12 protein-coding genes are annotated in these 14,198 nt (G+C 65.3%); 9 read left to right on the top strand and 3 right to left on the bottom strand.

Annotated elements, in window-relative coordinates:
- Window positions 1–8: 8 nt before the first annotated feature.
- The 4 genes from BJ6T_RS22715 to BJ6T_RS22700 all read left to right on the top strand — a co-directional run bounded on the left by BJ6T_RS22715 (window position 9) and on the right by BJ6T_RS22700 (window position 3,497).
- Window positions 9–833, top strand: coding sequence for an enoyl-CoA hydratase (locus BJ6T_RS22715; RefSeq protein ID WP_014494815.1), 825 nt, complete (start codon window positions 9–11; stop codon window positions 831–833).
- A gap of 111 nt (window positions 834–944) precedes the next feature.
- Window positions 945–1,529 carry a CoA-binding protein gene (locus tag BJ6T_RS22710; protein WP_014494814.1) on the top strand — a complete coding sequence of 195 codons (585 nt, stop codon included), beginning with the start codon at window positions 945–947 and terminating at the stop codon, window positions 1,527–1,529.
- A 138-nt stretch (window positions 1,530–1,667) separates the two neighbouring features.
- On the top strand, window positions 1,668–2,948 hold the full coding sequence (locus BJ6T_RS22705) for an O-acetylhomoserine aminocarboxypropyltransferase (RefSeq protein ID WP_014494813.1): 1,281 nt from the start codon (window positions 1,668–1,670) through the stop codon (window positions 2,946–2,948).
- A 204-nt stretch (window positions 2,949–3,152) separates the two neighbouring features.
- Window positions 3,153–3,497 carry a hypothetical protein gene (locus tag BJ6T_RS22700; RefSeq protein ID WP_014494812.1) on the top strand — a complete coding sequence of 115 codons (345 nt, stop codon included), beginning with the start codon at window positions 3,153–3,155 and terminating at the stop codon, window positions 3,495–3,497.
- A 5-nt stretch (window positions 3,498–3,502) separates the two neighbouring features.
- Here BJ6T_RS22700 and BJ6T_RS22695 read toward each other — a convergent pair whose 3' ends face one another.
- Window positions 3,503–4,579 carry a COX15/CtaA family protein gene (locus tag BJ6T_RS22695; protein ID WP_014494811.1) on the bottom strand — a complete coding sequence of 359 codons (1,077 nt, stop codon included), beginning with the start codon at window positions 4,577–4,579 and terminating at the stop codon, window positions 3,503–3,505.
- Window positions 4,580–4,689: 110 nt separating this feature from the next.
- On the opposite strand from BJ6T_RS22695, the gene BJ6T_RS22690 reads away from it, so the two are divergent.
- Window positions 4,690–4,905 carry a DUF2842 domain-containing protein gene (locus BJ6T_RS22690; RefSeq protein WP_014494810.1) on the top strand — a complete coding sequence of 72 codons (216 nt, stop codon included), beginning with the start codon at window positions 4,690–4,692 and terminating at the stop codon, window positions 4,903–4,905.
- Here BJ6T_RS22690 and BJ6T_RS22685 read toward each other — a convergent pair.
- The gene (locus BJ6T_RS22685) at window positions 4,902–5,945 is read right to left on the bottom strand and encodes a polysaccharide deacetylase family protein (protein ID WP_014494809.1); all 1,044 of its coding nucleotides are present in this window, start codon (window positions 5,943–5,945) and stop codon (window positions 4,902–4,904) included. The two genes, BJ6T_RS22690 and BJ6T_RS22685, sit on opposite strands and share 4 nt — an antisense overlap.
- Before the next feature lie 112 nt (window positions 5,946–6,057).
- On the opposite strand from BJ6T_RS22685, the gene BJ6T_RS22680 reads away from it, so the two are divergent.
- Window positions 6,058–7,239 (top strand): GNAT family N-acetyltransferase, encoded by a 1,182-nt coding sequence (locus tag BJ6T_RS22680; RefSeq protein WP_014494808.1) that lies wholly within the window; start codon window positions 6,058–6,060, stop codon window positions 7,237–7,239.
- A gap of 219 nt (window positions 7,240–7,458) precedes the next feature.
- On the opposite strand, the gene BJ6T_RS22675 is transcribed toward BJ6T_RS22680, so the two are convergent.
- Entirely contained in the window at window positions 7,459–9,729 is a 2,271-nt protein-coding gene (locus tag BJ6T_RS22675; RefSeq protein WP_014494807.1) for a GumC family protein, read from the bottom strand.
- A 201-nt stretch (window positions 9,730–9,930) separates the two neighbouring features.
- Here BJ6T_RS22675 and BJ6T_RS22670 point away from each other — a divergent pair, with 201 nt between their 5' ends.
- From BJ6T_RS22670 to BJ6T_RS22660, 3 genes are all read left to right on the top strand, one after another.
- On the top strand, window positions 9,931–11,064 hold the full coding sequence (locus BJ6T_RS22670) for a glycosyltransferase family 4 protein (RefSeq protein ID WP_014494806.1): 1,134 nt from the start codon (window positions 9,931–9,933) through the stop codon (window positions 11,062–11,064).
- A gap of 120 nt (window positions 11,065–11,184) precedes the next feature.
- On the top strand, window positions 11,185–12,735 hold the full coding sequence (locus tag BJ6T_RS22665; RefSeq protein WP_028170224.1) for an undecaprenyl-phosphate glucose phosphotransferase: 1,551 nt from the start codon (window positions 11,185–11,187) through the stop codon (window positions 12,733–12,735).
- Between the two features lie 162 nt (window positions 12,736–12,897).
- Window positions 12,898–14,160, top strand: coding sequence for an O-antigen ligase family protein (locus tag BJ6T_RS22660; protein ID WP_014494804.1), 1,263 nt, complete (start codon window positions 12,898–12,900; stop codon window positions 14,158–14,160).
- The last annotated feature ends 38 nt before the right edge of the window (window positions 14,161–14,198 follow it).

Raw genomic sequence — 14,198 nt, 5'->3', positions numbered from 1 at the left:
ACGCTCCGATGTCCGCCCAGGCCGCCCGCGCCCCTTCCCCGCAACCGCCGATCCTCCTGCGCGAGACCATAGGCCCCATCGCGGTCCTGACGCTGAACCGCCCGGCCGCGCGCAACAGCCTGTCGCAGGCGATGATCGCAAGCCTGCATGCCGAGCTCAATGAGATCCGCGACGACAAGGCGGTCCGCGGCGTGGTGATCGCAGCCAACGGCCGCGCCTTCTCCGCCGGCCACGACATGAAGGAACTGACCGCGCGCCGCACTGACCCGGATCGCGGCCGCGCCTTCTTTGCGGAGATGATGAACGCCTGCAGCGCGATGATGCAGGCGGTCGTGCACTTGCCGAAGCCCGTGGTCGCCGCCGTCCAGGGCATCGCGACCGCGGCCGGCTGCCAGCTCGTGGCAAGCTGCGACCTCGCGATCGCCTCGGAAGCGGCGAGCTTCGCCACGCCGGGCGTCGATATCGGGCTGTTCTGCTCCACGCCGATGGTGGCGCTGTCGCGGAACGTGCCGCGCAAGCAGGCGATGGAAATGCTGCTGACCGGCGAGCCGGTCCCGGCCACGCGCGCCCGCGAGATCGGGCTCATCAACCGCGTGGTTGCAGCCGGCACCGAGCGCGAGGCCGCGATTGCCCTCGCCGAACAGGTCGCGCTGAAGTCGGCCTACACCGTCAAGCTCGGCAAGGAAGCGTTCTACCGCCAGGCCGAGATGAGCCTTGCGGACGCCTATCGCTATGCGGCAGAGGTGATGACCGAGAACATGATGGCGCGCGACGCCGAGGAAGGCATCGGCGCCTTCATCGAGAAGCGCACGCCGACATGGCGGGATGAATGACTGAATTTGTTACACCGTCATTCCGGGGCGGCTCGTAGAGCCGAACCCGGAATCTCGAGATTCCGGGTTCGATGCTGCGCATCGCCCCGGAATGACGAACGAAAGAAAAAGATGAACCACGACGCCTATCCCGACAATTACATCCGCGGCATCCTCAACAGCGTGAAGTCGATCGCGATGGTCGGCGCCTCGCCGGTCAATGTGCGGCCGAGCTATTTTGCGTTCAAATATCTGGCGCAGCGCGGCTATGACATGATCCCGGTCAATCCCGGCCATGTCGGCAAGGATCTGCTCGGAAAGCCGTTTGTCGCCTCGCTCTCCGACATCGGGCGCCCTGTCGACATGATCGACATCTTTCGCAACTCCAGCCACATCATGCCGGTGGTCGAAGAAGCGCTCACGCTCGATCCGCTGCCGAAGGTGATCTGGATGCAGCTCGGCGCGCGCGACGACGCGGCAGCGGCGAAAGCGGAATCGGTCGGTATCAAGGTCGTGATGAACCGCTGCCCCAAGATCGAATATGGCCGCTTGTCGTCGGAGATCTCCTGGATGGGCGTCAATTCACGCACCCTGAGCTCCAAACGGCCGCCGGCGCCGACGCAAGGCATGCGGCTATCCATCAATCGGATGAGTGTCGGCGGCGGCGACACCGCGGCATCGGATCGCGCCGCCAAAAACAAGAGCGAACAAAGCTGACGCAATCGCGAAGGATTCATTTCGCTCACGCGACAACGCGTAGCACGATCGTTCCGATGTGACGCGGCGCCTTGACCGCGGGCGCGTCGCCGATCAGCATGCCGCGCGATTTCAGATCACAAGAACAGGACGCCCTCAATGAGCGATCGCCTTCCGGGATTTTCAACCCTCGCCGTGCATGCCGGAGCACAGCCCGATCCCACCACCGGTGCGCGCGCGACCCCGATTTATCAAACCACCTCTTTCGTCTTCAACGACGCCGACCACGCCGCCTCGCTGTTCGGTCTGCAGGCATTCGGCAACATCTACACCCGCATCGGCAACCCCACCAACGCGGTGCTGGAAGAGCGTGTTGCCGCACTCGAAGGCGGCACCGCCGCGCTTGCTGTCGCCTCGGGCCACGCCGCACAGGTCGTGGTGCTGCAGCAATTGCTCCAGCCCGGCGACGAGTTCATCGCCGCGCGCAAGCTTTATGGCGGCTCGATCAACCAGTTCACGCATGCGTTCAAGAGCTTCGGCTGGAACGTGGTGTGGGCCGATTCCGATGACATCGCGAGCTTCGAGCGCGCGGTGACGCCGCGCACGAAGGCCATCTTCATCGAGTCGATCGCCAATCCCGGCGGCAGCATCACCGACATCGAGGCGATCTCGACGGTGGCGCGCAAGGCGGGCGTGCCGCTGATCGTCGACAACACGCTGGCCTCGCCCTACCTGATCCGCCCGATCGACCATGGCGCCGACATCGTCGTGCACTCGCTGACGAAATTCCTCGGCGGCCACGGCAATTCGCTCGGCGGCATCATCGTCGATGCCGGCACGTTCGACTGGTCCACCGGCGGCAAATATCCGATGCTGTCGGAGCCGCGGCCCGAATATCACGGCATCCGCCTCCAGGAGACCTTTGGCAATTTCGCATTCGCGATCGCCTGCCGCGTGCTGGGCCTGCGCGACCTCGGACCGGCGCTGTCGCCGTTCAACGCCTTCATGATCCTGACCGGCATCGAGACGCTGCCGCTCCGCATGCAGAAGCACTGCGACAACGCCAAGGCCGTTGCAGAATTCCTCGTGGGCCATCCGGCGGTGGCCTCGGTGAGCTATGCCGGGCTTGCCAGCGACAAATACAACCAGCTTGCGCGCAAATACGCGCCGAAGGGCGCGGGCGCCGTGTTCACCTTCAGCCTGAAGGGCGGGTATGACGCCGGCGTCAGCCTGGTGTCGAAACTGCAGCTGTTCTCGCACCTGGCCAATGTCGGCGACACCCGCTCGCTGGTCATCCACCCGGCCTCGACGACGCACAGCCAGCTCGACGACGCCGCCAAGGTGAAGTCCGGCGCCGGCCCCGACGTGGTGCGGCTCTCGATCGGCATCGAGGACAAGGAAGATCTGATCGCAGATCTGGAGCAGGCGCTGGGGGCGTAACTGCCATCGTCATTCCGGGTCTGGTCCGAAGGACCAGACCTCAGGTGCGCAATTGCGCACCGGGGAATCTCGAGATTCCGGGTTCGGTCCTGTCGGACCGCCCCGGAACGACGGCGACCGTTTTGGCCGCAGTCAATTAACAGTCATTAACCATATCTGCCGCATAAATCGTCCTTGGATCGCCCCTTTGATTCGGAGCCGACGATGCTGCGCTGGATGGTACCTGCCCTCGCCGCCATGCTGACGGTCTCAGCTGCCGCTGCCGCCGATCTGCCGGCCACAGCGAGACGGCGCGCTGCCGTGCCGCCGCAGGAGCCGCCGAGGGTCTATGTCGAGACGGATCCGGATGCGCTGATCTCGCCGGCCTACGGCATCGGAAGCTACATCCGCAACCTGCCGGGCACGCCGCTGCTGCCCGGCTCCAACACGTTGCCGGGCTATTACGGACGCCCCTGGGATTACGATTATCAAGGCCCATACTACGGCGGACCGCAGGTCGGCTATTTCTGGCGCCTGCCCTACGCCTGCGGCGTCTACGGCTATTGCTGACCTGATCAGCCGGCCTGACCGACCGGAACGGCGCGCGGCTGCGCCTGTGCAGATTGTCGCGAGGCCAGCCGCTCCACCTGCATCACTGCAAGCGTGAGCACCACGATCGCAACCGCCTGGTGCGAAAGCGCGAGATCGATCGGCACCTGGTTGAGCAGCGTGAGGATCCCGAGCACAGCCTGCAGGCTGACCGCGGCGAACAACCAGAGCGCACCGCCGGCCGCCGTGCGCGAGCGCACCGCATCGAGCGCATGCAGCGCCGCCAGCACGAACAGCGCATAGGCCGTCATGCGGTGCTCGAACTGCACCGTCAGCACGTTGTCGAACATGTTGCGCCACCACGGCGTCTCGAACCAGAGCCGGTCGCCTGCGGGAATGAACGCGCCGTCGATCTGCGGCCAGGTGTTGTAGGCACGCCCGGCGCGCAGACCCGCGACCAGCGCGCCGAAATAGATCTGGACGAAGGTCACGATGAGCAGCAGCACGCTCGTGAATCTCAGCCGTGCAGGCGCTGCAGTTTGCGGCCGCTCCTTGAGCCGCCGGACCGTCCAGACGATGCCGGCGAAGATCAGCAGCGCCAGCATCAGATGCGTCGCCAGCCGATATTGCGAAACCTCGACCCGTTCGGTGAGACCCGAGGCCACCATCCACCAGCCGACGGCGCCTTGGAGTCCGCCGAGCGCGAACAGCAGCCACAACCGCCGTTTCAACTCACCCGACAGGCCGCCGCGCCACAGGAAGAACAGGAACGGCAAGAGATAGGCCACGCCGATGAAGCGACCGAGAAAGCGGTGGCTCCATTCCCACCAGAAAATCTCCTTGAACTCGGACAGGCTCATGCCCGCATTGAGCTCGCGGTATTGCGGAATCTTCTTGTAGGCCTCGAAGGCGTCGGTCCACTGCGCCTCCGACAGCGGCGGCACGCTGCCCGTGACCGGCTTCCATTCGACGATCGAGAGGCCGGATTCCGTCAGCCGCGTCGCGCCGCCGACCAGCACCATCAGCGCGATCAGGGCGGCCACGGAAATCAACCACCAGCGCACGGCGCGATGCGGGTTCGTCGGAGCGAAAATCGTCGTCATTTCAGGGGCAAAACCAAGCCTTGTTGCAAAGAGACTTGAACCGGACTGCGTGCCCCTTATAGTCCCCCGCTCCCGCAGCGCAAGTTACGCGAAGGCCGCAGCATTCCGCCATGACGATCCGCACCCGCAAGTTCCTCGGCGCCATCCTGCTCCTGGTGCTGGCCACCGTCTGGGCCCTGCTCGGCATGGCGCTGGCGCAGATGCCGTGGATCGCCGAATCCGGCTGGCGGCAGGCGATCTACTACGTGGTGGTCGGCATGGGCTGGGTGCTGCCAGCGATGCCGATCGTGAGCTGGATGCAGCGGCCGGATCGGGTCAAATCTTAATTCGTAACGCTGCCGGTCGGTTTCACCGGCGCGAAGGCAACACCGGACATCAGCACGCGCAGCATGCGCAGTGATCTCATCCGGCCGTCCCAGGAAATCCGCGGCAGTGCGCGCAGATTGGTGCGCCCCTCCGCATCCACGATGCCCGGGATGGTCGAGACGGCGCTGGCAAAGCCGGCCTCCTCCGCCATGACGACGTGGCTGCGCCGGAAAGACGAGCGATCGCCGAACGGAAAGGCCAGATGCCTGATCTCGCGGTCGAAGGCCGCTTCCGCGACCGCTTTGCCCATCGTCATCTCGCGTAACGCGGCGACGTCCTTCATGTTGGCGAGAACGGGATAGTTCACGGTCGCGCTGCCGACGGTGACCAGCGGATCCGCCGCAAGCCTTGCCAGATCATCCCAATCCATCGACGCTTCGCGCGAGAGCGCAGCGAGGTCGATCCGGTAGCGCGCGCAGAGATCGGCGATCGCAGCCGACACATCCACCGGCGGCAACGAACGCAGCCAGCTTTCGACGAACGAAAACACCGCCTGCTTCTCGGCGTTGCCTGTGACGGTGAAGCGCTGCTCTTTCTCGCCCATCATCAGGTTGATGCGGCTCTCGCGCGCGATTATCCGCTCGAGCCCGAGCCACCAGGCCTCTCCGACTCCATCGGGAAACGCGGTGGGCACATAGATCGTGAACGGCACGGCGTGGCGCGCCAGCACCGGATAGGCGAAGCTGATCAGGTCCTTGTTGGCGCCGTCGAAGGTGAGCGCCACGAAGCGCCGCTTCTCCGGCAGCGTCACCGCGCGGCGGCAGACGTCGTCCATGCCGAGGAAGTCATATCCCCACTGCTTCAGCGCACCAATGGCGCGATCGAGAAATTGCGGACTGATCTCGCTTTCACGCAGCGGCTGAAACGCGCCGCGCCGCCGCGGCCGCACGTGCCGAAACCGCAGGATCGCGCCGGCGCCGCGGCTGCGCAGCACAGCCTGACCGGTGAACCAGGCCAGCTCGAGCCTCAACCGCTCCAGCCATCTGTCGTCGGATGCCAATATCCCACCTTCGCGTTCGCCTGATTGTCATTACCCTTTGTTGACATTTCTTTGCAAAGGTCGGCCACAGGCCGAAATACGCAAATTTTTCGTTTCTCGACAGGTTTCGTGAATGACCATGGCTGCGGCGATGCAAAGCCGGACGGCAGAATCGCCAGCGCGGTCGAAAGCGAGCCGTATCGCGCATGTCGATATCGTCACCGATCTGGCCGAGGCCGAGACGGTCTGGCGCGCGTTCGAAGAGAGCGGCCACCTCTTCACACCCTACCAGCGCTTCGACCTGCTCAGCCCATGGCAGCGGCTGGTTGGCAGCCACGAAGGCGCCAGCCCCTTCATCGTCATTGCCCGCGACGCCGAGCGCCAGCCGCTCCTGCTGCTGCCACTGTCACTGCGGCAAGGCCACGGCGTGCGCACGGCCTGCTTCATGGGCGGCAAGCACACCACCTTCAACATGGGCTTGTGGAACGCCGAGTTCGCAGCAGAGGTCGCCATCGCCGATCTCGACGCGCTGCTTGAGACGGTACGCGAGCATGCCGACGTGCTCGCGCTGACGCAGCAGCCGCTGCGCTGGCACGACCAGCACAACCCGTTCGCGCAACTGCCGCGGCAGAGTGCGATCAACGGCTGCCCCCTCCTGGCGATGGAGCCGGGCGGGCCGCCCGCATCACGGATCAGCAACTCCTTTCGCCGCCGGCTCAAGAGCAAGGAAAAGAAGCTCCAGGCGCTTGCCGGCTATCGCTATCACCTCGCCACCACGGATGCGGACGTCACCCGCCTGCTCGACTGGTTCTTCCGGGTCAAGCCGGCGCGGATGGCCGAACAGAAACTGCCCAACGTCTTTGCCGAGCCCGGCGTCGAAGCGTTCATCCGCAGCGCATGCCTGTCGCCGCGCGGCGAAGGCCGCGTCATCGACATCCATGCGCTCGAATGCGACGACGAGGTGATCGCGATCTTCGCCGGCGTCGCCGACGGCCAGCGCTTCTCGATGATGTTCAACACCTACACGATGTCCGAGCACGCCCGTTACAGCCCCGGGCTGATCCTGATGCGCTACATCATCGACCGCTACGCCGAACGCGGCTACCGCTCGCTCGATCTCGGCATCGGCTCGGACGATTACAAGCGCATGTTCTGCAAGGACGACGACGACATTTTCGATAGTTTCGTGCCCCTGACCGCGCGCGGAAAACTCGCGGCGATGGCGATGTCCTCGCTGAGCCACGGCAAACGGCTGGTGAAGCAGAACCAGATGCTGTTCGATCTAGCGCGGCGGCTGCGACAGGCGTTCGGGTAGGCGAACCCTTCTCCGAATATCGAACCACTCGCGGAGCTGTCCCTTACCCTCCCCTGGAGGGGTCCGAGACGAGCGTAGCTCGCTCGTGGGTCGTTCTGCATGGAGCGCAGCGCAATGCGCGACGGGGTGGGGTGACGGTCCCTCCACAATCGACAGTAGGGTAAGAGGCAGCACCGATGTCGCGTCCAACTGAACGATAGGCTGAGCCCGCGCCCTCGCCTACGCCGCCACGACCCGCGGCGTCTCCACCGCATTAGACGGCTGCACCGGCCTGCTCAGCATCGTCACCTCGCTGAAGCCGACCGCCTTCAGCTGCTCGCACATCAGCGTGCGCGCATCGGCGGCCATCGAGGCATCGGGCACCACGACGGCGCGGGCATGCGCCGTCAGGAGTTCGGCCGGAAGGTCCGAGGCGCTCCCGGCATCCACCAGCACGTGGTCGTAGGCGCGGAGCAGCGCATCGATCGCGAGCGTCACCCGCGGCGATTGCAGCAGGCTGCGGTCGAAGCCGGGACGGCCGGCCATGACCAGGTGCAGCCGCGAGAGCTTGTCCCGGGTGATGATTTGCGCGAACGAGGCCTCGCCCTGCATCAGCTCGGCGAGACCGGGAGCCGAAGCATCGACGGACACCGCGGCGATGGTCGGCGAGGATGCGGCGAGATCGACCACAACGACGCGCGCATCGCGCGCCAGGTGCCGGGCCAGCGTCAGCGTCGACAGCGTGATGGCTTCGCCGGCCGCGGTGCCGAGCACCGTGACCTTCTTCGCCGCCGGTCCCGCAGTTCGCAGGCTGTCGGCGAGATGCTCGATCTCGGCGAATTCGGTGACGTCGGCATCGGCCGTCATCTCGGGCTGAAGCGGCGCGAGGTCCTCCACAACCGGGTCGGGCATCGGTTCGGCCATCGGCTGGACGACCGGCTCGACCACCGGCTCTTGGCGCACCGGCGCCTGCGTGAACACGGCCACCGCGCGCGGCGCGGTCTGGCGCAGCAGCTCACCGGTGACGACGACGCCGGACGAGAGCAGCAGCGTCGCGATCGTCGCGATCAGCACGATCGGCAGCTTCTTCGGATAGGCCGGCGTATTCGAGACGATGGCGCGCGAGATGATGCGGCCCTCCGCCGGCGCCGTATCGATGCTCTCGCGGGTGCTGGCCTCGCGATACTTCCCAAGATACGTCTCGAGCAGGTCGCGCTGGGCCTTGGCTTCGCGCTCGAGCGCGCGGAGCTGGACGTCCTGACCGTTGGTCGAGGTCGCCTGCTTCTTGAGCTGCTCGAGGCTCGCCGTCAGGCCGTCCACCCGGCCACTGGCGATCCGCGCATCGCTTTCGAGCGAGCGCGAGATCTTGGCCGCTTCGTCGCGAATTTGATTGTCGAGGTCACCAAGCTGCGCCTTCAGCTCCTTGATCCGCGGGTGATTGCCGAGCAGCGTCGATGATTGTTCGGCGAGCTGCGCCCGCAACGTCACCCGCTGCTCGGACAGCCGCCGCATCAGTTCGGAGTTCACCACCTCGGACGCTTCGATCGGCTTACCGCTCTGAAGCATCTCCTTGATCAGCCGCGCCCTGGATTCAGCATCCGCCTTCATCGAGCGTGCGTTGTTGAGCTGGGTATTGACCTCGCCCATCTGCTGGTTCGAGAGCGTGGTGTTGTTGGTGCCGACGAACAGCGACGACTTGGAGCGGAAGTCCTCGACCTTGGCTTCGGCGTCGGAAACCTTCTTGCGCAGATTTTCGATTTCGCCGGAAAGCCACTGGCTGGCGCTGCGGGCCTGGTCCTGGCGCGCATTCTGCTGGAGCACGAGATAGCCGTCGGCGATCGAATTAGCGACGCGCGCGGCAAGGTCGGGATCGGCGGACTGGAATTCGACCACGATCACGCGCGACTTGTCGACGGCGTAGGCCTGGAGCCGCTCGTAATAGGCATCCAGCACCCGCTCTTCCGGCGTCATCGAGAACGGATCGCGGCCGATGCCGATCAGCGCCGCGAGCGACTTCAGCGGCGAAATGCCTTGCAGCACCGGATCGAATTCGGGGCGTTCCGCGAGCTTGTTCTTTTTGATGATCTCGCGCGCGAGATCGCGCGACAGCACGAGCTGCACCTGGCTGGTCACCGCCTCGGGATCGAGCGACTGCCGCTCTTCGGTGCTGCGGTCGCTGCTCGGCCGCAGGAACACGTTCTCGCGGCCGTCGATCAGGATGCGGGATTCCGACTTGTAACGCGGCGTCACCAGGTTGACGGCAGCGACGGAGGCGACCAGGGCCAGCACCGTCGGCACGATGATCCAGCCGCGCTTGCGGGCCAGTGCGGCGCCGAGCGCATGGAGATCGATGTCGCCGGATTCGACTGGTGCCTGCTTCGGAGCAACGGATGCAGGCTTGGCTTCGACCTTGGGCGCGGCTTCGACGACCATGGCTTCGGCTGTGGGCTTCGAAATAGCCCGCTCGACCACCGCCTTGTCCTTGCCGGCACGCCAGAACCCTAAACGCATCGAACACTCCCGCAGGGCAACGCTGCGACTCTACCTCAACCGGGGCGATTACACTCCATTAAGGTTGCTGCTGGGTTAATCGCGCCCTGCCGCGGCCGGCACGAACGGCGCCGACACCGTTTGTTAACCACGAGGGCTCTTAATCCATCTCGATATTTCGAGAATTGTTCGAGCATTCGCCGTCGAGCGCTGGTTCTGATCATGCCCCCCTCTCCCGACCGGCCGCTCCGCATCCTGCACGCCGTGCGCGCTCCCGTGGGCGGCATCTTCCGCCACATCCTCGATCTCGCCAACGGTCAGGTCGATCGCGGTCATCACGTCGGGATTCTCGCCGACAGCCTCACCGGCGGCGAGCGCGCGGACAAGGCGCTGGCCGAACTCGCGCCGCGACTGAAGCTCGGCGTGCACCGGCTGGCGATCCGCCGCGAACCGTCGCCTGACGATTTTCTGGTGTGGCTGCGGATGCGGCGCCTGATCGCCGCGCTCAAGCCCGACGTCATGCACGGCCACGGAGCCAAGGCTGGCGCCTTCGTCCGCATGCGGCGGCGATCCGACGACACCATCCGCATCTACACCCCGCATGGCGGCTCGCTGCACTATCCCCTCAACACCTTCAAGGGCGAGTTTTACGCGCGGCTCGAACGCACGCTGATGGACGCGACGGACCTGTTCCTGTTCGAGAGCGCGTTTGCGCGCGACACCTATCAGCGCATCGTCGGCACGCCCAAGGGCGTGGTGCATTGCGTCTTCAATGGCGTGACGCCGGAAGAGTTCGAGCCTGTTGGCATCGCCGACGATGCCACCGATCTCGCCTATGTCGGCGAGTTCAGGCACATCAAGGGCGCGGATTTGCTGGTCGATGCGGTGGCACGCCTGCACGAAGGCGGCAAGAAGGTCACGCTCACGCTCGGCGGCGACGGCGAGGAGACGGCGGCGCTGAAGGCGCAGGTCGAGAAGCTCGGTCTCTCCAGCGCCATCCGCTTCATCGGTCACGTCAAGGCGCGTTACGGCTTCTCCAAGGGGCGGCTGCTGGTCGTGCCCTCGCGCGGCGATTCCATGCCCTATGTCGTGATCGAGGCCGGTGCGGCCGGCATTCCCATGATCGCGGCCCGCGTCGGCGGCATCCCCGAGATCTTCGGGCCTGACAGCCCGGCGCTGTTTGCGGCGAGCAACGCCGAGGCCATGGCGGAAGCGATCGCGGCCGCACTCGACGATCCGCAGGCGACCGCGCAGCGCGCATCCGCCCTGCGCGAGCGCATCTCCGCGCACTTCTCCCAGCAGGCGATGGTTGACGGCGTGCTCGCGGGTTATCGCGACGCATTTGCCAATCATTAACCATCCTTAAGGCCGCTTTAGAGAATCTTCCGATTTGTCCGATAATCGACCTGCCAGGGGATGCTCGCCCGGGGCGCAACGCTGCGACCCGCGGGTTTTTTGGAATGGACGTGGACGCCCGTGGAACCGCTCAACGCACGCTCGATGCTCGACGCCGCGACAGGCGCCGCGACGAAGCCGGCTGATCAACCCTTTGTGGAACGCCGTCGCCGGCTCTCGCCCGCCGCGCTCGACGTCGTCAACCAGAAGGTCGCCCGCGCCTATTCGCCGATCGTGATCACCGGATTCGTCCGCCTGGCCGATTTCGCGCTGCTGAGCCTCGTCGGCATCGCGCTCTATGTCGGCTATGTCATGCCGCTCGCCGGCTCCTTCAGCTGGGTTTATCCCGCAGAGATCATCGCCGTCGCGGTCGCCGCCGTGGTCTGCTTCCAGGCCGCCGACATCTATCAGGTGCAGCTGTTCCGCGGCCAGCTCCGGCAGATGACGCGGATGATCTCCTCCTGGTCGTTCGTCTTCCTGCTGTTCATCGGCGTATCCTTCTTCGCCAAGTTCGGCAGCGAAATGTCGCGGCTGTGGCTTGCCGCCTTCTACTTCCTCGGGCTCGCCGCGCTCATCTCCCAACGTCTGGTGCTGCGCTCGCTGGTGCGCGCCTGGGCACGCCAGGGCCGGCTCGACCGCCGCACCATCGTCGTCGGCTCCGATAGCAACGGCGAGCAACTGGTCGAGGCGCTGAATGCCCAGGAGGATTCCGACATCCACGTGCTCGGCGTGTTCGACGACCGCAACGACAGTCGCGCGCTCGACACCTGCGCCGGCGCGCGCAAGCTCGGCAAAGTCGACGACATCGTCGAATTCGCCCGCCGCACCCGCGTCGACCTCGTGCTGTTCGCGCTGCCGATCTCGGCGGAGACGCGCATCCTGGAGATGCTGAAGAAGCTCTGGGTGCTGCCGGTCGACATCCGCCTCTCCGCGCACACCAACAAGCTGCGTTTCCGTCCCCGCTCCTATTCCTATCTCGGCGAGGTGCCGACGCTCGACGTGTTCGAGGCGCCGATCACCGACTGGGACCTGGTGATGAAGTGGCTGTTCGACCGTATCGTCGGCGGCCTCGCGCTGCTCGCAGCCCTGCCGGTGATGGGACTGGTGGCGCTGGCTGTGAAGCTCGACAGCCCCGGCCCGGCGCTGTTCCGTCAGAAGCGCTTCGGCTTCAACAACGAGCGTATCGACGTCTACAAGTTCCGCTCGATGTACCACCATCAGGCCGACCCGACCGCCTCCAAGGTCGTGACCAAGAACGATCCGCGCGTCACCCGCGTCGGCCGCTTCATCCGCAAGACCAGCCTCGACGAGTTGCCGCAGCTCTTCAACGTGGTGTTCTCAGGCAATTTGTCCCTGGTCGGCCCGCGTCCGCACGCGGTGCAGGGCAAGCTCCAGAGCCGCCTGTTCGACGAAGCCGTCGACGGCTATTTCGCTCGTCACCGCGTCAAGCCCGGCATCACCGGCTGGGCCCAGATCAACGGCTGGCGCGGCGAGATCGACAATGAAGAGAAGATCCAGAAGCGCGTCGAATTCGACCTCTACTACATCGAAAACTGGTCGGTGCTGTTCGACCTCGTCATTCTCCTGAAGACGCCGGTCTCGCTGCTGACCAAAAACGAGAACGCGTATTGAGTTGAGTCCTTCCGTCATGCCCCGCGAAGGCGGGGCATCCAGTACTCCGCGGCGTCAGCCGCTTTCCGCAATAGGCGCCGCGGAGTACTGGATCGCCCGGTCAAGCCGGGCGATGACCGCCGTGTTTGTGGCGTACAAGTTGCGTAAGCGTATGAGCATTTGATGGCGTATGCGGCGACAGCCGGTGGAGTGAAATTAGCCGCGCCGGCTGCGCCCGGCGTGCTGGCCATCCAGCGCGCGCTGGTGTGGCTGGTCGGCGCTTCCGGCGCCATCGTCTTCATCGAGCCGAGTCCCTACGAGATCGTGACGCTGCTCGCCGCCGTCACCTTCTTCGCGACCGGCCTGCGCCTGCGGCTCGTGCTGATGCCGCTGATCCTGATGCTGGTCCTGCTCAACGTCGGCTACACGATCAGCGCGGTCCCTCTGTTCGAACAGTTCGAGGTGGCGAGCTGGATTGCGACCTCCTGGTACATGGCGGTTACCGTCGTGTTCTTCGCGATGGTCACCTCGGAAGATACCGCGGCCCGGCTCGACATGCTTCGCCGCGGCCTCGTGGTCGGCGCGATGGTCGCCTCGCTGTCTGCGGTCGCCGGCTACTTCCATCTGGTTCCCGGCGGAGACGATCTCCTCACACTCTACGGGCGCGCGCGCGGCACGTTCAAGGACCCGAACGTGCTCGGCGCCTTCCTGATCCTGCCGGCGCTGTTCGCGCTCCAGAGCGTGGTCTCCGACAAGTTGGCCAAGGCGTTCCGCAACGTCATCGCCTTCGGCATCATGTCGCTGGCGATCCTGCTCGCGTTCTCCCGCGCCGCCTGGGGCGGATTGGTGCTGACCTCCGCCTTCATGCTGGCGCTGATGGTGCTGACCAGCCGCACCAACGCGCAGCGCTCGCGCATCGTCGTCATGGCGATCGTCGCCGCGGTGCTGGGCCTCGCGCTGATCGCGGTGCTGCTGTCGTTCGATTCCACTGCCGAGATGTTCAAGCAGCGCGCGAGCTTCGACCAGAGCTATGACGAAGGCCGCTTCGGCCGGTTCGGCCGGCACATCCTCGGCGCGGAGATGGCGCTCGACCTGCCATTCGGCATCGGCCCCCTGCAATTCCACCGCTACTTCCCCGAGGACACCCACAACTCCTACCTCAACGCCTTCATGTCCGGCGGCTGGCTCTCCGGCGTGTGCTATCCCGCGCTGGTCTTCACCACGGTGATTATGGGCTTCCGGCACATTTTCGTTCGTGTACCCTGGCAGCGCGCTTATCTCGTGATCTTCTCCGCCTTCGTCGGCACCGTCGGCGAGAGTTTTGTGATCGACACCGACCACTGGCGGCACTTCTGGATGATGCTGGGCGCGATGTGGGGCATGATCGCGGCCGCGCAGGCTTACAAGGTCAAGGACAATACCGTTCCGATGGAATCGGAACGGTAATGTCTGGCGTTCTGTTTTGACGCGTTTTCTTGACCCGA

The organism is Bradyrhizobium japonicum USDA 6 (assembly GCF_000284375.1).
Classification (GTDB): Bacteria; Pseudomonadota; Alphaproteobacteria; order Rhizobiales; family Xanthobacteraceae; genus Bradyrhizobium; species Bradyrhizobium japonicum.
The sequence above is the reverse complement of the archived record's forward strand: the minus strand, read 5'-3'. Positions and strand labels throughout refer to the sequence as shown.